Raw genomic sequence first — 17,753 nt, 5'->3', positions numbered from 1 at the left:
TGAAGTGAAATGGCCTGACATGCGCCGGTCAAAATCCCCGTCCCACCCGGTAAAAAGCGGCTGGCACAGGGCGCCCTCCCGCGGGGGCGTCGGGCCATCGTGCGCTGCGTTAACCCGGCCCGATACCGACATGCGCACCGACGCGATACCGACGTAATACCGACGTGATGCAGACGTCGCCAAGGCGGTGGATTAACCCCGTTAACCAGCAACTTGACCCTGATTCGGCCCAGTTGGCGCAGCGACACCCCCGCGCGCCCCGGTACCCTTTTTTAATCCGCCCGCAAAGGCGGGCCCAAACCCCTTGGTTCTTGGGCTGTCTCGCGGTGCGACCTGCGCACGCCGGGGCAGGGCGTCTTTCACCCCAAGCGCGCAGGACTCGCAGGGGGCACGCGCGCTGAGTCGCCCCGCTCTGTGCAGCTTGTCGAAAATCTGCCATAGGTTGTGTTTGGCGGATCGCGGAAACTTGGCGGAATATCGGCCATTTTCCGCTTAATCGCTTGTGATACAGGCCAAAAACCCAACAGAACAAAGCCTGTTTACAAAACTAATAAAATAATACTTAATCCTCTCAGGAGCAGGGAGATGCTCTTCTAGGGAGGAAATTATGTTCACCAAACAAGCGCTTTTGGCGAGCGTTGTCGCGTTCGCACCTGTCACGGCCATGGCCGCTGACATGACCATCGGCTTCTCGCAGATCGGGTCTGAATCCGGTTGGCGGGCGGCGGAAACCACCGTCACCAAGCAAGAGGCGGAAAGCCGCGGGATCGACCTCAAGTTCGCCGATGCCCAGCAGAAACAGGAAAACCAGATCAAGGCCATCCGCAGCTTCATCGCCCAGGGCGTTGACGGGATCCTGATCGCCCCGGTCGTGGCCACCGGCTGGGACGAAGTGCTTGAGGAGGCACAGGATGCAGAGATCCCCGTGGTCCTGCTGGACCGCACCGTTGATGCCGATGAAAGCCTCTACCTGACGGCCGTCACCTCGGATCTGGTGCATGAAGGTTCCGTTGCAGGTCAGTGGCTTGTCGATGAGATGGCCGGCGAAGACTGCCCCATCGTCGAACTTCAGGGCACCACTGGCTCCTCGCCCGCCATCGACCGCAAGACCGGTTTCGAACAGGCGATCGAGGGCAATGACAACCTTGAGATCATCCGCTCGCAGACCGGCGATTTCACCCGGTCCCAGGGCAAGGTCGTCATGGAAAGCTTCCTGAAGGCCGAAGGCGGAGAGAACATCTGCGCCCTCTATGCCCATAACGACGACATGGCCGTCGGCGCCATCCAGGCGATCAAGGAAGCCGGTCTGAAACCCGGTGAGGATATCCTGATCGTCGCCATCGATGCCGTGCCGGATGCCCACCAGGCCATCGCCAACGGCGAGATGAACGCGACCATCGAACTGACGCCCAACATGGCAGGCCCCGCGCTTGACGCACTGGAAGCCTACCTGGCCGATGGCACCACGCCGCCGAAATGGATCCAGACGGAATCCAAGCTCTTCACCGCGGAAGACGACAACCAGGCGATCTACGAGATCAAGAAGGATCTCGGCTATTGATCACCGGGCCGGGCGGGCCAGTCCCGTCCGCTGCCCGAAGCGGACCCCGTGCCCCGGCGCGGGGTCTGCCTGCCTGACCCGGCCCCTTTGACAAGCGGGCCCGACAAGGGGTTTCCATGCAAGACCAGATGCGCCCGATGCTTCACGCCAGGGGTATTTCCAAGTTTTTCCCCGGTACCATCGCCCTCGACGAGGTGGAGCTGTGCCTTCACCCCGGAGAGGTCCACGCCCTTCTGGGGGAGAACGGTGCCGGAAAATCCACGCTTATCAAGTGCCTGACCGGGGCCTACCGGCGCGACGGCGGCACGATAGAGCTGGACGGGCAAGAGGTTGATCCCCAAAGCACCGCCGACAGCCAGCGCCTTGGCATCGGCACGGTTTATCAAGAGGTCAACCTGCTGCCCAACCTGACCGTGGCAGAGAACCTTTTCCTGGGGCGCCAGCCCCGCCGCGCCGGCCTTGTGTCGCGGCGCAAGATGAATGCCCAGGCGGGTGAGCTGCTGCGCGGCTACGGGTTGGAGATCGACCCGGCCGAACCGCTGACCGCCTATTCCGTGGCGATCCAGCAGGTCGTGGCCATCGCCCGCGCGGTCGAGATGTCGGGCAAGGTGCTGATCCTGGATGAGCCCACAGCCAGCCTTGATCGGGACGAGGTGCAACTGCTGTTCTCAGTCATCCGCCAGTTGAAGGATCGCGGGCTGGCCATTGTCTTCATTACCCATTTCCTGGACCAGGTCTTCGATATCTCCGACCGCGCCACGGTTCTGCGCAATGGCCAGGTGGTCGGCACCCGGGTGCTGTCGCAGGTCAGCCAGAAGGACGTGGTGACCCTGATGCTGGGCCGCCAGCTTGAGGCCCGCGTGCATGAACGCCGCGCCGGAGCCGCCGGGAAACCGCTGGTGGAATTCCGTGGCCTTGGCAAGCGCGGCAGCATTGCCCCCTTCGATCTGACCGTCCACGAGGGAGAGGTCGTTGGCCTTGCCGGGCTGCTCGGCTCTGGCCGGACAGAGACCGCGAACCTTGTTTTCGGGGTGGACCAGGCCGATTCCGGCTCCATCCACCTGCGCGGCAAGGAGATCTCCGTTTCCAACCCGCGTGAGGCGGTGACCCACCGCTTTGCCCTTTGTCCCGAGGACCGCAAGACCGAAGGCATCGTGGGCGATCTTTCCGTCAGAGAGAACATCGCCATCGCGCTTCAGGCTCGCCAGGGCTGGATGCGTCCGATCCCGAAGGCCCGCATTAACGAAATTGCGGAAAACTACGTGCGGGCGCTGGATATCCGCCTTGCCAGCCTGGATATGCCGATCCGGCTTCTGTCCGGGGGCAACCAGCAAAAGGCGCTTCTGGCGCGCTGGCTGGCGACCAACCCGGATTTCCTGATCCTGGATGAGCCGACCCGCGGGATCGACGTGGGCGCCCATGCAGAGATCATCGCCCTGATCGAGCAGCTGCGTGCCGATGGCATGGCGCTGCTTGTCGCCTCTTCGGAACTGGAAGAGCTGGTGGCCTATTCCACCCGCGTCGTCGTGCTGCGCGACCGCCGCCAGGTCGGTGAGCTGACAGGCGACCGGATCACCCCCGACAATATCGTTCATGCCATCGCCGAGGAAACAGCCTGATGCCCGGCCCGAAGCCCTCCACCCTCAAGCGGATCACGCCGCAGCTGCTGATCCTTGCGGCGGCCCTTCTGCTTAACGTCCTGGTCTTCCCGGACTTTTTCCATGTCGACTTCCGTAACGGGCGGTTGTTCGGCAACCTGATCGACGTGCTGAACCGGGGCGCGCCTGTGGCGCTTCTGTGCATCGGCATGACGCTTGTCATCGCCACCAAGGGCATCGACCTGTCGGTCGGCGCGGTCATGGCGATTGCCGGTGCCACGGCGGCCTCTGTCGTGGTCGAAGGCCATGGCTGGGGCACGGCGCTGATCGCCGCCCTGGCAACCGGCGCGCTTTGCGGGCTCTGGAACGGCATCCTTGTCGCGGTGCTGCGCATCCAGCCCATCGTGGCCACGCTGGTGCTGATGGTCGCCGGGCGCGGGGTTGCCCAGCTGATCACCGAGGGCAAGATCCTGACCTTCTCCAACGAAGGGCTGATCCACCTGGGCGCGGGCACCGTGCTGGGCGTGCCGACCCCGATCCTGATCTGGATGGCCCTTGGCGCGACGGTGATCTTCGTGGTGCGCAAGAGCGCGCTCGGCATGCTGATCGAGGCGATCGGGATCAACGAACGTTCCTCGCGACTGGCGGGTATCAACTCGCGCGTGCTGCTGATCTGCGTCTACCTGGTCTCCGGCCTCTGCGCGGCGCTGGCCGGTGTCATCGTGGCGGCCGACATCAAGGGGGCGGATGCCAACAACGCCGGGCTCTGGCTTGAGCTGGACGCGATCCTGGCCGTGGTCATCGGCGGTAACTCCCTGCTGGGCGGGCGGTTTTCCATTCTGGCCTCGCTTCTGGGGGCGATGATCATCCAGTCGGTGAACTCGGTCATCCTGCTGTCTGGCATGCCGCCGGAGTTCAACCTGGTCATCAAGGCGGTGCTGATCCTGGCGATCCTGGTGATCCAGTCGCCGCGCATCGGCAACCTGGTCTACATGCTGCGCGCCTCTGGCCCGCAACCGCAGCCCGATACCCCGCCGATCCACGCAAACCGGAAGGAAGAAGCGAAATGATCCGCTCCACCCATCTGCCGCTTCTGATCACCCTGGCGACATTCCTGCTGGCCTATGCGCTCTGTGCCTCGGCCTACCCGGCGATGCTCTCGACCCGCGTGATCTCCAACCTGCTGACGGACAACGCCTTTCTCGGCATCGCCGCCGTGGGTATGACCTTCGTCATCCTCTCGGGGGGGATCGATCTGTCCATCGGGTCTGTCATTGCCTTCACCGGCGTCTTCCTGGCCGTGATCCTGCGCGATACCTCGATCCACCCGCTCATGGCCTTTGCCATTGTTCTGGTGATCACCACGGTCTTCGGGGCCGCCATGGGCGCGCTGATCCATTATCTTGAGATGCCGCCCTTCATCGTGACCCTGGCCGGCATGTTCCTGGCCCGGGGGGCGGCCTATGTGCTGTCCACCGAAAGCGTGCCGATCACCCATGAGTTCTACGACTTCCTGCAGGGCCTCTACTGGAAGGCCCCCAGCGGCGGGCGCTTCCGGCTGATCGGCGGGATCATGGTGCTGACCTTCCTTGTCGGCATCCTGGTCGCCCACCGCAGCCGCTTCGGGCAGAACGTCTATGCCCTGGGGGGCGGCGCACAGACCGCCCGCCTGATGGGCGTTCCGCTGGCGCGGACCACCATCGGCATCTACGCGATCTCCGGCGGGTTGGCCGGCCTCGCAGGGATCGTCTTTTCGCTCTATACCTCGGCGGGCTATTCGCTGGCCACGGTGGGGGTCGAACTGGATGCCATCGCCGCGGTGGTGATCGGGGGGACCCTGCTGACCGGCGGCTATGGCTTTGTCGCCGGGACCTTTTTCGGCATACTCATCATGGGCCTCATCCAGACCTACATCGTCTTCGACGGGACGCTGTCCAGCTGGTGGACCAAGATCGTTATCGGGGGGCTGCTCTTTGCGTTCATCCTCCTGCAGAAAGGGCTGACGTGGGCGACGCAGGCAAGACGAAGAAGAACGGTGATTGGCTCCGCCGCCCCCTCATGACACTGGTCCAGGCCGGGGGCGGGGCGGAGCGCGCAAGCAATCACACGCTCTTCGTGGTGGAGCAGCTCGGCCGGGCCATCGTCGCGGGGGAATACCCCGAGGGCATCATGATCCCCCTGGATCCGGACCTGTGTGAAATGTACGGCGTCTCGCGCACCGTGGTGCGCGAGGCCAAGAAAACACTGATTGCCAAGGGGTTGATCCAGTCCAAGGCCAAGGTGGGCACCCATGTGCGCCCGGCCGACGAATGGAACATGTTCGACCAGGACGTGCTGCGCTGGCATGCCTCGGTCAAGAACCCCACCCGCTTTTACGAAGAGCTCTTCGAGATCCGCCTGATCTTCGAACCCGCCGCCGCCGCCCAGGCGGCAGGGCGCGCCAACTCCGTCGAGGTCGATCGCCTGTTCGAGCTTTGCGACAGCCTGGCCCGTGCCGACAGCCGGGCGGAGTTCGCCGTGGCGGATTACGAATTCCACAAGCAGGTGCTGCGTCTGTCCGGCAACCGCTTCCTGCAGTCGCTGGGGGACCTGGTGCAGACCGCGCTCTACACGCTCTTCACCTCGGATTCCGTGCAGACCTTTCCCGAACGGCGCGACGTGGTCGCGGTGCGCCACCGCGCCATCGCCAGTGCCATCGCCTCTGGCGGCGCGCAGGAGGCCCGGGTGGCCATGCAGCGCGTGATCAACGATGGCTACCGCAACCTGGCCGAGGCGACCCCCGGCCGGATCTAGCGCGACAGCATCAGGTCTGGCAGGAAAGTCACCAGTTCCGGCACCAGGGCCAGCAGGGTGACGCCCAGTATGATCGCCGTGATCATGCAGCAGGTGCGCGTGGCGGCCTCTGTCGGGGTGGCATAGCCGCCGTAAATGGACCCGATGCCCCCGGTGATCAGAAGCAGGTCCATGACTTCGGCCGGGGCGGCCTCGAACGTCGTGCCGATCTCTGCCAAGATGCCCAGTTGCCCGGCATAGGTGGCCTTGCTCATCTCCCGGCTCCGGGCGGTGGCGGCTTCGCCGGCGGCGATCAGCGCGGCCTGTTCATCTTCGCTTAGGGCCTCGGAGGCATCCTTGTTCACGATGATGGCGTTCTTGGTGTGCATGGCGCCGACAGCGGTGAAGTACTCGGTGTTATACTAGGCCCGGACATCGATGCCGGTCTGCGGAGGGATGAAGAGCGCATCGATCAAGCCGGTGGCGAAAGCCTGCGGGATTTCCGCGAAAGGCAGGATCGTGGCTTCGAAGCCCAGGGGGGGGGGCCATGTCCTGGGGGGCCATAGAGTAGATGCGCAGCGGTGCTGGAGGGCGTGGGTTGCGCCGTGGCCCAGGCGGAGCTTCTGGTCAGACTGAGGGGGCGCTCGACCGATCATGCTGAGGCGTGAGGCCGGGCCGGATCGGCTGGGGCCATGCAAAAGGCCCGCGGAGCATTCCACGGGCCTGAAGCTGTCTTGCACACCTGCGGTCCTGCCCCACGGGCGAGCGGCAGATCAGACGATCCCGCTGGAGCCCGGCGCGATGGCGGGCCGTTCCTGGGCCACCTTTTCACGGTAGCCAGAGGCACGGAAGGCCGCGACCGGATCGATGGCACCGCCGCTTTCCAGGCGGGCCATGGCCAGGATCGGCTCCACGTCCGTGCGGAAGGCGGCGCGCAGCGTGGCCGATGCCATGAGCGCGTCGTTCTCTTCCTGGTAGCCCGCAAGGGCTTTCCGATCCACCAGGCTTGCCTGAACGAAGGCGCGCTGGATCTCACAGGCAGAGATCATCAGGCTCTCGATCGGGTCGGTGACATTGTGGCTTTGGTCGATCATGTGGCTGAGGTTCAGCCCAGGCGTGTCCTCGGCCTCCACCAGCTCATTCCAAACCAGGAACAGGCGGTAGGGTTCGATCGTGCCGCTGTCCAGGTCATCGTCGCCGTACTTGCTGTCGTTGAAGTGGAAGCCGCCCAGCTTGCCGGCGCGGATCAGGCGCGACACGATCATCTCGATGTTCACGTTGGGCGCATGGTGGCCAAGGTCGACAAGGCAGGCGGCCTTGTCGCCCAGCTCCTGCGCGATCATCAGGCTGGTGCCCCAGTCCTGCACGACTGTTGAGTAGAAGGCGGGTTCGTAGATCTTGTGTTCGGAGAACAGGCGCCAGTCCTCTGGCAGGCCGGCATAAATCGCCTTCATCGAGTCCATGTAGCGATCGAACTGGCGGCCCATGTGGGTCTGGCCCGGGAAGTTCGCGCCGTCACCGATCCAGACAGTCAAAGCCTTGGAGCCGATCTGCCGGCCGATCTCGATGCATTCCAGGTTGTGTTCCACCGCCTGGCTGCGGGTCGGCGCCTGGGTGTGGGAGAGCGAGCCGAACTTGTAGCTATGGGCCTGCTCTGCCTGGTCCTGGAAGGTGTTGGAGTTCATGGCGTCAAAGCCGATCCCCTGTTCCTCGGCCTTGGCCAGCAGGTCCGCCGGATCTGCCTTGTCCCAGGGGATGTGCAGGCTGACCGAGGGGGTGGCGCGGGTCAGGGCCTGGATCACGCCGCAATCATCGAGCTTGTCGAAGATATTGCGCGGCTCACCTGCGCCGGGGAAGCGGGCAAAGCGGGTGCCGCCCGTGCCGGTGCCCCAGGAGGGGACGGCGACGGCAAAGGACTTGGCGCGCTCCTTAATGGCCTCGATATCCGTGCCGGCGCGGGCAAGCTTCTGCGCCAGCGCGTCGTAGTCTTCCCGCAGGGCGGTTTCTGCGGCCTCGTTGGTGGTGGTGATGGCGTCCTGGTCGAGCATGCGGGTCTCCTCCCTGTTCGGGCCGGGGTGGGGGCCAGCCCCCGTCGGCTGCGCCGACTCCCCCGGAGTATTCATGGCAAGAAGAAGGGAGCGGGGGCGCTCCCTTCCGGGGTCAGCGCGTGAAGGCCTGAACGTTGCCGGCGTCCACGTTGAGGATATTGCCGGTGGATTTCGCCGATTTCTCCGACGCGAAGAAATAGGCGGCCTCGGCGATGTCCTCGGGCAGGACGGAGCGTTTCAGCATGGAGCGGTTGCGATACATCTCCTCCAGGCCTTCCTTGTCCGTGCCGTAGGTGGAGGCGCGCTGGTCCAGCCATTCGCCTTCCCAGATCTTGGAGCCGCGCAGGACCGCGTCCGGGTTCACCACGTTGACGCGAATGCCGGCTTCGGCGCCTTCCAGCGCCAGGCAACGGGCCAGGTGGATCTCCGACGCCTTGGCGGTGCAATAGGCCGAGGCATTGGGGCTGGCCGCGAGGCCGTTCTTGGAGGCCACGAAGACCACCGCGCCGCCGATGCCCTGCAAGCGCATCAGCTTGAAGGCCGCGCGGGAGACCAGGAAATAGCCCGTCGACAGGATCGACATGTTCTTGTTCCAGAGCTCGAGCGAGGTTTCCTCGATCGGGGCGGAAGAGGCGATGCCGGCGTTGGAGACCAGGATATCCACGCCGCCGAACTCCACCGCAGCGGCGGTGAAGGCGGCATCGACTGCCTCTTCGCTGGTGACGTTCATGGTGACCGTGCGCACGACATCCTTGGAATAGCGCGCCGCAAGGGCGTCGGCGGTGGAGGCCAGCGCATCCTCGGCAATATCGGCCAGCACCACGCAGGCGCCTTCGGAGAGGTAGCGTTCCACCGTGGCCGCGCCGATGCCGCCGGCGCCGCCGGTGACCAGGGCGACCTGGCCGGCCAGGGACTTGGGCTTGGGCATGCGTTGCAGCTTCGCCTCTTCGAGCAGCCAGTATTCGATATCGAAGGCTTCCTGTTCGGGCAGGCCGACATAGTCGCTGACCGAGGAGGCGCCGCGCATCACGTTGATCGCGTTGACGTAGAATTCGCCCGAGATCCGCGCTGTGGCCTTGTCCTTGGCGAAGGTGATCATGCCGACACCGGGGACCAGGTAGACCACCGCGTTGGGGTCGCGGATCGCGGGGCTGTCGTCATGCTTGCAGCGCTCATAGTAGGCAGCGTAATCCTCTCGGTAGGCCGCGACCTGGTCGGCCAGGCCGTTAAGGACCTCTTCAAGGTTGCCCTTGGCGGGGTCGAAGGCGACGACCAGGGGGCGGATCTTGGTGCGCAGGAAGTGGTCGGGGCAGGAGGTGCCGAGGGCGGCGAGGGGCTCCATCTTGGCGGAGTTGACGAACTCCAGCACAGTATCGCTGTCTTCGAAGTGACCGACCATGTGTTGGTTGCCCGAGACGAAGCCGCGGATCGCGGGCATCAGGCGGGAGGCGACGGATTTGCGCTCTTCTGCGGGGAGGGAGGTATGGACCGCGCCGCCGAAGGCCGGAACGCCCTTGGTCTTTTCCTCGAAGTATTCGATGGCCTTGTTGATCGTCGCCAGCGTCAGCTCATAGCAGGCCTTGGCGTCGTCATCCCAGGTGAACAACCCGTGGGATTCCAGCACTACGCCCTTGGCATCGGGGTTCTTGACGCAGAAGTCTTCCAGCCAGAGGCCCAGTTCGTAGCCCGGCTTCTTCCAGGGCAGCCAGCCGATGTCATCGCCGAAGATCTCTGCCGTCAGCTCCTTGGAGTTCTTGGAGGCGGCGATGGCGATGATCGCGTCGGGGTGCATGTGATCGACGTGTTTCTTCGGCACATAGGCATGAAGCGGCGTGTCGATGCTGGCCGCGCGGCTGTTCAGGTTGAAGGTGCAGTGGGGCAGGTAGCCGACCATCTCATCCTCGAATTCCACGCCGCGGTACTTGCCCTTCAGCGCTTCAAGCTTTTCCATGTAGAGCGTCGCGAAACCGTCCATCTTGATGGTGCCCACGTCGCCGCCGGACCCCTTGACCCAGAGCACTTCGACCTCCTTGCCGGTCAGGGGATCGACCTCCATCGCCTTGGCAGATGTGTTGCCGCCGCCGTAGTTGGTCACGCGCTTGTCCGAGCCCAGGAGGTTCGAGCGATAGAGCAGCTTCTCCGGCTCGCTCATGCTCTGGGCCTTGGTGTCATCCCACAGGGACTGGAGCCGCGTATGCAGCTTTTTATCGACGGTCGTCATGGATGTGCTCCTCCCGGTCGTACCTTGATAAAGGGTCGGTTACATCGAGAGCCTGCCGGGCGTGCGCCAGAATGTCAATCAGATTCGATCAAATTCGATCATGCTGCACCTGCATAATGATCGGAATGGCAAAATATGATTGACAATGATTGAAGTTTTGCGCGACGCTCCAGCCACAGGGAGGGCAATATGCACGAGAAAGAACGCCACAGAATCATCCTATCCGCGGTCCAGGACCGGCCCGTCGTGACGGTGGTGGATCTCTGTGCGCTCACAGGCGCTTCAGAGGCGACGATCCGTCGGGATATCGCCGCGCTTCACGTGCAGAAGAGGCTGCGCCGGGTGCGTGGCGGGGCCGAGGCCTTGCAGCCCGCGAACTTCCCCGGCCTTGCCGGGCGGCCCTTCTCTGTGAACGAAACGATCAGGATCGCTCAGAAGCAGGCAATTGCGCGCGCGGCGGTGGAGCTGTGCGAGGATGGTGAGCCGATCATCATCAACGGCGGCACGACCACCTTCCAGATGGTGCATCCGCTGGCCAGCCGGCGCTGCCAGGTCTTCACCAACTCCTTTCCCATCGCAGAACACCTGTTGAAGCATTCCAAGAACACGGTGCTGATCTCTGGCGGGGTGATCTACCGCGAACAGAACATCGTGCTGTCCCCCTTCGACAACGACGTGACCCGCAATTTCTACGCCCGCCGCATGTTCATGGGCGCGCAGGGCGTGGGGCCACTGGGCTTGATGGAGGCAGACCCGCTGCTGATCCAGGCCGAACAGAAGCTGATCGGGCAAGCGGATGAGCTGATCCTGCTGGTCGATTCCTCGAAATTCGACATTCGCTCTAGCCTGGTGCTTTGCGCGCTGGACCGGATCGATGTGCTGATCACCGATGACGGGATCAGCGACCGTGACGCCGCCATGCTGGAAACGGCAGGCGTGAAGCTGATCGTGGCGCACCCGAGCGCCGCGAAACAGGACGCAGCTGCCCCGTGAGATCGGGGTGGAGGAGATAACTCGGGATACCGTATTCAGGGAGGAGTACCATGAAACTGTCCAGATTGATGACCAGCGTGGCGATTGCCACGGGTCTGTTCGCCAATGCCGCCGCCGCCGATGACATGCGCATCGCGCTGGTCGTGAAGGCGCTTGGCATCGGTTTCTTCGAAGCTGCCGCGAAAGGCGCAGAGGAAGCCGCGGAAGAGCTGGGCGATGTAGAGATCATCTACACCGGCCCCACCGACACCACCGCCGAAGGCCAGATCGAGGTGATCAACTCGCTGATCGCCCAGCGGGTCGACGCGATCGCGATCTCTGCCAATGACACCGATGCGCTGGTGCCGACGCTGAAGAAGGCGATGCAGCGTGGGATCACCGTGATCTCCTGGGATTCCGGCGTGGCGGAAGACGGGCGCATGGCGCACCTGAACCCCTCGTCCAACGAGCTGATCGGCAACATGATCATCAAGCTGGCCGCCGATGAGCTGCCCGACGGCGGCGAAGTGGCCGTGCTGTCGGCCACCACCACCTCCACCAACCAGAACATCTGGATCGAGGAGATGACCAAGGTGCTGCCGGACTACCCCGGCATCGAGGTTGTGGGCACCGTCTACGGCGATGACCTGGCGGACAAATCCTACCGTGAGGCCACCGGCCTGATGCAAAGCTACCCGGAGCTGGATGCGATCATTGCGCCCACTTCCGTCGGCATCGTGGCTGCGGCGCAGGCCGTGGTGGATGCGGGCAAGGTCGGCGAGGTGAACGTCACCGGCCTGGGCCTGCCGTCCGAGATGGCCGGGGCCATCGAAAGCGGCGCGTCGAAGTCCTTTGCAATCTGGAACCCGATCGACCTGGGCTACTCCGCGACGATGATGGCGCATTTCCTGGCCGCCAACGCGGATGCCGAAGTGGGTGAGGGCACCGTGATCCCGATCGGGCGCATGGGTGAAGTGACCCTGGACGAAACCGGCGCTGCCGCCATGGCCGATCCCTTCGTCTACGACGAAAGCAACATCGACGACTTCAAGGACATCTTCTGATCTCCTGATGCGCGATCGCGATCCGGGGCGGCCTGCGGGCCGCCCCTTTCCCCAATGACTTTCGACCCGTGCGAGGCAACCATGGCCGAGACCCCCGATGGCGCCCAAGAGAGACCTGTGCTGGCGCTCGACCGTATCGTGAAGGAATTCCCCGGCGTCCGGGCGCTTGACGGTGTGGAGCTTGAGCTGCATCCCGGCGAGGTGACGGCCCTGATCGGGGAAAACGGCGCGGGCAAGTCCACCGTGGTGAAGATCCTGACGGGCATCTACCAGCCGGACGGCGGGCAGATCCTGATCGACGGGCAGCCCACGGCCTTTCCCACGGCCCAGGCGGCGGCCGATGCCGGCGTCACGGCCATCCACCAGGAAACCGTGCTCTTCGATGAGCTGTCCGTGGCGGAGAATATCTTTATCGGCCATGCGCCGCGCACCCGTTTCGGCATGATCGACCGGGCTGGCATGAAGCGCAGGGCGGGGGAAATCCTGGCTTCCATTGGGGCAGAGATCGATCCCGGCGTGCGTCTGCGCGACCTTGGCATTGCCTCGCGCCACCTGGTTGCCATTGCCCGTGCGCTGTCCATCGACGCCCGCGTCGTGATCATGGATGAACCCACCGCCGCCCTGTCCCAGAAGGAGATCGAGGAGCTTTACGAGCTGGTCGATACCCTCAAGGCGCAGGGCAAGGCGATCCTTTTCATCTCTCACAAGTTCGACGAGATCTTCCGCATCGCCGATCGCTACACCGTCTTCCGCGACGGGCAGTTCGTCGGCGCGGGCCTGATGCGGGACACCGATGAGGGCGCGCTGGTCCAGATGATGGTCGGCCGCTCCGTCGACCAGATCTTCCCCAAGCGGGAATCCCTGCTGGGGGTCGAGCTGCTGAAGGTCGTGGGCTATTCCCACCCGACCGAGTTCGAGGACATCAACTTCACCCTCCGCCGCGGAGAGATCCTGGGCTTCTACGGCCTTGTCGGAGCAGGGCGGTCTGAGTTCATGCAAAGCCTGATCGGTATCACGAAACCCTCGAAGGGCGTGGTGCGGCTGGAAGATCGCATCAAGATCATCCGCTCGCCCGCCGATGCCATCGACGCCGGGATCGTCTACGTGCCCGAGGATCGCGGCAGGCAGGGGGCCATCCTGGACCTGCCGATCTTCCAGAACGTGACGCTGCCCTCGCTTGGCCAGACATCGAAGCATGGCTTCACCCAGCTGGCTGAGGAATTCGCCCTGGCGCGCAAGTATACCCAGCGGCTCGATCTGCGGGCGGCCTCGCTTGATACCCATGTCGGCAGCCTGTCGGGCGGCAACCAGCAGAAGGTGGTCATTGCCAAGTGGCTGGCCACCCGGCCCAAGGTCATCATCCTGGATGAACCGACCAAGGGGATCGACATCGGCTCCAAGGCGGCCGTGCATGACTTCATGTCCGAACTGGCCGCCGAAGGCCTTTCCGTCATCATGGTCAGTTCCGAGATCCCGGAGATCATGGGCATGGCCGACCGCGTGATCGTCATGCGCGAAGGCCGGATCGCCGCTGAGCTGGAAGGCGATGCGCTGACCCCCGAAACCCTGGTCCGGCACGCCGCCGGTATCGGCCTGAAGGAGGACGCGGCATGAGTGCTTCCCTCACATCCCTGCTGAAATCGAGAGAGGCGATCCTGGTCGCGGTCATCGCGCTGGTCATGGTGCTGATCTCGACCCGGTTCCCAGGCTTCGTCGCCCTCTCCAACCTGGTGTCGGTCTTCAACGACACCTCGCCGCTGATTCTTCTGGCGCTTGGCCAGATGGTGGTGATCCTGACCCGCTGCATCGACCTTTCGGTGGCGGCGAACCTGGCGCTGACGGGCATGGTCTGCGCCATGCTGAACGTCGCCTACCCGGATCTGCCGATCGTCGTGTCGCTGGTGCTGGCCGTCTTCCTGGGCGGCGTGATGGGGGCGTTCAACGGCATCCTGGTGTGGAAGCTCGGCATCCCGCCCATCGTGGTGACACTTGGCACGATGACCATCTATCGCGGCATCATCTTCCTGTTGTCGGACGGCAGCTGGGTGAACTCCCATGAGATGTCGGCCCATTTCACTGGCTTCCCGCGGCAGGTCATCCTTGGCCTTCCTGTCCTTAGCTGGATTGCGATCGTCATGGCGGGTGTCATGGTGCTGGTGATGACCCGCACCGCGCTTGGGCGCAGTTTCTATGCCGTTGGAGGCAATCCCCACGCCGCGGTCTATACCGGCATTGACGTCGGCAAGACCCAGTTCATCGCCTTCGTGATTTCGGGGATGCTGGCAGGGTTGGCCGGTTATCTGTGGATCGCGCGCTACGCCGTGGCCTACGTGGATATCGCTGGCGGGTTCGAGCTGGACGTGGTGGCCGCCTGCGTGATCGGGGGCATCTCCATCGCGGGCGGGCTTGGCACCGTGGGCGGGGCCGTCCTGGGCGCGCTTTTCCTTGGCGTGATCAAGAACGCCCTGCCTGTGATCGATGTCTCTCCTTTCTGGCAGCTGGCCATCTCCGGCGCGGCGATCATCCTGGCCGTCACCTTCAACACGCGGGCCGACCGGACCAAGGGCCGCGTTATCCTCAAATCCGCGGAGCAGGCGCAATGAGCATGACCGAGAGCACGGGAACCGGACGCCGCATTCCCGATCAGCTGGCCACACCGGCGCAGAAGGCGCTGAAAAGCTGGGAAAGCCTTCTGCTGCTGGTCGCGATCGGCATCTTTGTCCTGAACAGCTTCGCCTCGCCCTACTTCCTGGACGCCTGGAACCTGAGCGACGCAACCTTCAACTTCACCGAAAAGGCGATGATCGCCTTCGCCATGGCCCTGCTGATCATCGCCGGAGAGATTGACCTTTCCGTCGCCTCGATCATCGCGCTGGCCTCCACGGCCATGGGCGTGGTGATGCAGGCGGGCGCGGGCACCCCGGTGATCGTGCTGGTGGGCCTGCTGACGGGCCTGGCCTGCGGCGGTTTCAACGGCTTCCTGGTCACACGCCTGGGCCTGCCCTCCATCGTGGCGACCATCGGCACCATGAGCCTGTTTCGCGGTATCTCCTACATCGTGCTGGGCGATGGCGCCTTTCGGGGCTACCCGGACAGCTTTGCCTTTTTCGGGCAGGGCTATGCCTTCTGGGTGATCTCTGTCGAGCTGGTGATCTTTGCGCTGCTGGCGGTCATCTATGCCATCGTGCTGCACCGGACCAACTTCGGCCGCGCGGTCTATGCCGTGGGCAACAATGCCACCGGCGCGCTGTTCTCTGGCATCCGGGTGGGGCGGGTGAAGTTCATCCTGTTTTTGCTGACGGGCCTCATGTCCGGGCTGGCGGCGGTTTGCCTGACCTCTCGTCTTGGCTCCACGCGCCCGTCCATCGCATCGGGGATGGAGCTTGAGGTGGTCACCATGGTTGTGCTTGGTGGCGTGAACATCCTAGGGGGATCCGGTTCGATCCCCGGCGTGGTGATCGCGGCCTTCGTCATGGGGCTGGTGACCTTCGGGCTGGGGCTGCTGAACGTGCCCGGCATCGTCATGTCGATCTTCATCGGCATGCTGCTCATCGGGGTCGTGGCGCTGCCGCGGCTCTGGAAGCTCATGCGGCGCTGAAGGAGAGTCGGACAATGGAAAAACACGCTTTTCGCATGGTCCTGCACCCGGGCTGCCTTGAGGAATACCGCCGCCGCCATGACGAGATCTGGCCAGAGCTGGTGGCGCTATTGAAGGACGCCGGGGTAGAGGATTACTCGATCCACTACGACGCGGAGACGCGGCTTCTTTTCGGCGTGCTTTGGCGGCGCAAGGATCACGGCATGGACGCCCTTCCGGAGCATCCGGTGATGCAGCGCTGGTGGGCCCACATGGCCGATATCATGGAGGTACACCCCGATAACGAGCCCGTGGCGAAAACGCTGGAAACGGTGTTTCACCTGCCATGACCAGGATCCGCCATATCGCCGTCATCGACGTGGGCAAGACCAATGCAAAGCTTGCCCTTGTCGATGCCGCCACGCTTCAGGAACTGGCCGTGGTCACCCGCCCCAATCGCGTGCTGGCGGGCCCGCCCTGGCCGCATTTCGATCTTGAGGGGCATTGGGCATTCTTCCTGGAAGCCTTGAAGAGCTTTCAGGCCAGTCACGGGATCGACGGGATTTCCGTCACGACCCATGGGGCATCCGCGGTGCTGCTGGACGCGGCGGGCGAGCTGGCTGCGCCGATGCTGGATTATGAACATGACGGCCCGGACAGCCTGGCGGGTGCATATGACGCGATCCGCCCCGATTTCGCGGAGACCGGCTCTCCACGCCTGGCGATGGGGCTGAACCTGGGCGCGCAGCTTTTCTGGCAGTTCCGCCAGGATCCGGGCCTGGCAGAGCGCACCGCCCATGTGGTGACCTATCCGCAGTACTGGGGATATCGGCTGACCGGGCGTTTCGCCACGGATGTGACCTCTCTTGGGTGCCACACCGATCTCTGGGCTCCGCAGGAAGGGCGGTTTTCATCGCTGGTCGAAGCCCTTGGGCTGGCGGGCAAGATCCCGGAGCCGCGCAAATCCGGCGATGTGCTTGGCACGGTCACGCCCGCCGTCTGCGCGGCGACCGGGCTGACCCCCGATACGCCGGTGCTCTGCGGCATCCATGACAGCAATGCCTCTCTCTTTCCGCATCTAGCCGGGCGGCAGGGGGCCTTTTCCGTCGTGTCCACAGGCACATGGCTGGTGGCCATGTCCATCGGCGGAGAGACCCCGCACCTGTCGGCCGCGCGCGACACGCTGGTCAATGTCAACGCGCTTGGCCAGCCCGTGCCCTCTGCCCGCTACATGGGCGGACGCGCTTACGAGGTGATCCGGCAGGGCTGCACCGCAACGCCCACGGACGAAGACCTGAAGGCCGTTTTGCGCGATGGCGTGATGCTGATGCCCTCTGTGGTTCCGGAATCCGGGCCCTTTCCCGGGCGTCGCCATTGCTGGACGCGGCAGCCTGCAAATGACGCGCAGCGCATGGCGGCGCTGTCCTGGTACCTGGCTTTGATGACCCGCACCTGTCTGGACCTGACCGGCGCGGCCGGGCCGGTTATCCTCGAGGGGCCCTTTGCGGCCAACGCGACTTACACGGAAATGCTTGCCGCCCTTTCGCCGGAAGGGGTGGAACTGTCGACCTCTGCCACGGGCACCAGCACGGGGGCGGCCATGCTCTTTTCAGAGGCGCAGGTGGCCCCGCGCACCCGCCCGGTCGCGCCACGGGATGCCGCGGCGCTCAGGGCCTATGCCGCAGACTGGCAGGCCGAGGTGTCCGAGCTGGCCCTAGGGTGAGCCGCTTCAGGCGCTGCCGGAGCCAACTGTCATGCCCCCGCAGACCGGCACGACCTGGCCGGTCACGAAGCCCGCGCGGTCATCCAGCAGGAAGCTCACCGAATGGGCCACGTCCTCTGGGGTGCCGATGCGCTTGACGGGGATGGCTTGCATGACCGCCTGCGTGCGCGGGGAGTCGGGCGGATTGGCCTGATCGAACAGTGCGGTCCGTATGGGG

16 protein-coding genes are annotated in these 17,753 nt (G+C 64.3%); 12 read left to right on the top strand and 4 right to left on the bottom strand.

From position 1 onward, the window contains the following. Window positions 1-607: 607 nt before the first annotated feature. The 5 genes from ytfQ to HCZ97_RS02935 all read left to right on the top strand — a co-directional run bounded on the left by ytfQ (window position 608) and on the right by HCZ97_RS02935 (window position 5,952). Window positions 608-1,561 carry a galactofuranose ABC transporter, galactofuranose-binding protein YtfQ gene (gene ytfQ, locus HCZ97_RS02955; protein ID WP_167687185.1) on the top strand — a complete coding sequence of 318 codons (954 nt, stop codon included), beginning with the start codon at window positions 608-610 and terminating at the stop codon, window positions 1,559-1,561. Between the two features lie 116 nt (window positions 1,562-1,677). Next, window positions 1,678-3,180, top strand: a complete 1,503-nt coding sequence (locus HCZ97_RS02950; RefSeq protein WP_167687184.1) for a sugar ABC transporter ATP-binding protein — start codon at window positions 1,678-1,680, stop codon at window positions 3,178-3,180. Beyond that, window positions 3,180-4,229, top strand: coding sequence for an ABC transporter permease (locus HCZ97_RS02945; protein WP_167687183.1), 1,050 nt, complete (start codon window positions 3,180-3,182; stop codon window positions 4,227-4,229). The genes HCZ97_RS02950 and HCZ97_RS02945 overlap by 1 nt, the downstream gene beginning before the upstream one ends. Next, entirely contained in the window at window positions 4,226-5,221 is a 996-nt protein-coding gene (gene yjfF, locus HCZ97_RS02940; protein WP_175581628.1) for a galactofuranose ABC transporter, permease protein YjfF, read from the top strand. The genes HCZ97_RS02945 and yjfF overlap by 4 nt, the downstream gene beginning before the upstream one ends. Beyond that, window positions 5,218-5,952: a FadR/GntR family transcriptional regulator gene (locus tag HCZ97_RS02935; protein WP_167687182.1), complete on the top strand. Its 735-nt coding sequence runs from the start codon at window positions 5,218-5,220 to the stop codon at window positions 5,950-5,952. Before yjfF ends, HCZ97_RS02935 begins: the two co-directional genes overlap by 4 nt. Here HCZ97_RS02935 and HCZ97_RS02930 read toward each other — a convergent pair. From HCZ97_RS02930 to HCZ97_RS02920, 3 genes are all read right to left on the bottom strand, one after another. After that, window positions 5,949-6,320, bottom strand: coding sequence for a hypothetical protein (locus HCZ97_RS02930; protein ID WP_167687181.1), 372 nt, complete (start codon window positions 6,318-6,320; stop codon window positions 5,949-5,951). The genes HCZ97_RS02935 and HCZ97_RS02930 overlap by 4 nt on opposite strands. A 384-nt stretch (window positions 6,321-6,704) precedes the next feature. Continuing rightward, a complete protein-coding gene (gene rhaI / locus HCZ97_RS02925) occupies window positions 6,705-7,979 on the bottom strand; it encodes an L-rhamnose catabolism isomerase (protein WP_167687180.1) in 1,275 nt (424 codons plus the stop codon). A gap of 112 nt (window positions 7,980-8,091) precedes the next feature. Beyond that, the gene (locus HCZ97_RS02920; protein WP_167687179.1) at window positions 8,092-10,200 is read right to left on the bottom strand and encodes a bifunctional rhamnulose-1-phosphate aldolase/short-chain dehydrogenase; all 2,109 of its coding nucleotides are present in this window, start codon (window positions 10,198-10,200) and stop codon (window positions 8,092-8,094) included. Window positions 10,201-10,389: 189 nt separating this feature from the next. Between HCZ97_RS02920 and HCZ97_RS02915 the strand changes: the two genes are divergently transcribed. The 7 genes from HCZ97_RS02915 to HCZ97_RS02885 all read left to right on the top strand — a co-directional run bounded on the left by HCZ97_RS02915 (window position 10,390) and on the right by HCZ97_RS02885 (window position 17,536). Continuing rightward, window positions 10,390-11,193 (top strand): DeoR/GlpR family DNA-binding transcription regulator, encoded by an 804-nt coding sequence (locus tag HCZ97_RS02915; protein WP_167687178.1) that lies wholly within the window; start codon window positions 10,390-10,392, stop codon window positions 11,191-11,193. Between the two features lie 50 nt (window positions 11,194-11,243). After that, entirely contained in the window at window positions 11,244-12,236 is a 993-nt protein-coding gene (gene rhaS, locus HCZ97_RS02910) for a rhamnose ABC transporter substrate-binding protein (protein ID WP_167687177.1), read from the top strand. An 81-nt stretch (window positions 12,237-12,317) separates the two neighbouring features. After that, window positions 12,318-13,850 carry a sugar ABC transporter ATP-binding protein gene (locus HCZ97_RS02905; RefSeq protein WP_167687176.1) on the top strand — a complete coding sequence of 511 codons (1,533 nt, stop codon included), beginning with the start codon at window positions 12,318-12,320 and terminating at the stop codon, window positions 13,848-13,850. Then, window positions 13,847-14,839, top strand: a complete 993-nt coding sequence (locus HCZ97_RS02900) for an ABC transporter permease (RefSeq protein WP_167687175.1) — start codon at window positions 13,847-13,849, stop codon at window positions 14,837-14,839. Before HCZ97_RS02905 ends, HCZ97_RS02900 begins: the two co-directional genes overlap by 4 nt. Continuing rightward, complete coding sequence (locus tag HCZ97_RS02895; protein WP_167687174.1) at window positions 14,836-15,834, top strand: ABC transporter permease; 999 nt, start codon at window positions 14,836-14,838, stop codon at window positions 15,832-15,834. The genes HCZ97_RS02900 and HCZ97_RS02895 overlap by 4 nt, the downstream gene beginning before the upstream one ends. A gap of 14 nt (window positions 15,835-15,848) precedes the next feature. Beyond that, window positions 15,849-16,163 (top strand): L-rhamnose mutarotase, encoded by a 315-nt coding sequence (gene rhaM / locus HCZ97_RS02890; protein ID WP_167687173.1) that lies wholly within the window; start codon window positions 15,849-15,851, stop codon window positions 16,161-16,163. Next, window positions 16,160-17,536: an FGGY-family carbohydrate kinase gene (locus HCZ97_RS02885; RefSeq protein ID WP_167687172.1), complete on the top strand. Its 1,377-nt coding sequence runs from the start codon at window positions 16,160-16,162 to the stop codon at window positions 17,534-17,536. Before rhaM ends, HCZ97_RS02885 begins: the two co-directional genes overlap by 4 nt. Before the next feature lie 6 nt (window positions 17,537-17,542). Here the strand turns inward: HCZ97_RS02885 and HCZ97_RS02880 are convergent. Next, a partial coding sequence (locus tag HCZ97_RS02880) for an SDR family oxidoreductase (protein WP_167687171.1) occupies window positions 17,543-17,753 on the bottom strand: 211 nt, incomplete at its 5' end.

Source organism: Pseudooceanicola sp. HF7, from assembly GCF_011806405.1.
In the GTDB taxonomy this organism is placed as follows: Bacteria; Pseudomonadota; Alphaproteobacteria; order Rhodobacterales; family Rhodobacteraceae; genus Pseudooceanicola.
Note: the sequence above shows the minus strand (reverse complement) of the source record. Positions and strands in the feature narration are given on the sequence as shown.

Coding starts and splice junctions, on each gene's coding strand:
- HCZ97_RS02950 (WP_167687184.1), top strand. CDS start 1,678: ATGCAAGACCAGATGCGCCCGATGCTTCACGCCAGGGGTATTTCCAAG.
- rhaI (WP_167687180.1), bottom strand. CDS start 7,979: ATGCTCGACCAGGACGCCATCACCACCACCAACGAGGCCGCAGAAACC.
- HCZ97_RS02895 (WP_167687174.1), top strand. CDS start 14,836: ATGAGCATGACCGAGAGCACGGGAACCGGACGCCGCATTCCCGATCAG.
- rhaM (WP_167687173.1), top strand. CDS start 15,849: ATGGAAAAACACGCTTTTCGCATGGTCCTGCACCCGGGCTGCCTTGAG.
- HCZ97_RS02935 (WP_167687182.1), top strand. CDS start 5,218: ATGACACTGGTCCAGGCCGGGGGCGGGGCGGAGCGCGCAAGCAATCAC.
- HCZ97_RS02905 (WP_167687176.1), top strand. CDS start 12,318: ATGGCCGAGACCCCCGATGGCGCCCAAGAGAGACCTGTGCTGGCGCTC.
- HCZ97_RS02915 (WP_167687178.1), top strand. CDS start 10,390: ATGCACGAGAAAGAACGCCACAGAATCATCCTATCCGCGGTCCAGGAC.
- HCZ97_RS02900 (WP_167687175.1), top strand. CDS start 13,847: ATGAGTGCTTCCCTCACATCCCTGCTGAAATCGAGAGAGGCGATCCTG.
- rhaS (WP_167687177.1), top strand. CDS start 11,244: ATGAAACTGTCCAGATTGATGACCAGCGTGGCGATTGCCACGGGTCTG.
- HCZ97_RS02945 (WP_167687183.1), top strand. CDS start 3,180: ATGCCCGGCCCGAAGCCCTCCACCCTCAAGCGGATCACGCCGCAGCTG.
- HCZ97_RS02885 (WP_167687172.1), top strand. CDS start 16,160: ATGACCAGGATCCGCCATATCGCCGTCATCGACGTGGGCAAGACCAAT.
- HCZ97_RS02920 (WP_167687179.1), bottom strand. CDS start 10,200: ATGACGACCGTCGATAAAAAGCTGCATACGCGGCTCCAGTCCCTGTGG.
- ytfQ (WP_167687185.1), top strand. CDS start 608: ATGTTCACCAAACAAGCGCTTTTGGCGAGCGTTGTCGCGTTCGCACCT.
- yjfF (WP_175581628.1), top strand. CDS start 4,226: ATGATCCGCTCCACCCATCTGCCGCTTCTGATCACCCTGGCGACATTC.
- HCZ97_RS02930 (WP_167687181.1), bottom strand. CDS start 6,320: ATGCACACCAAGAACGCCATCATCGTGAACAAGGATGCCTCCGAGGCC.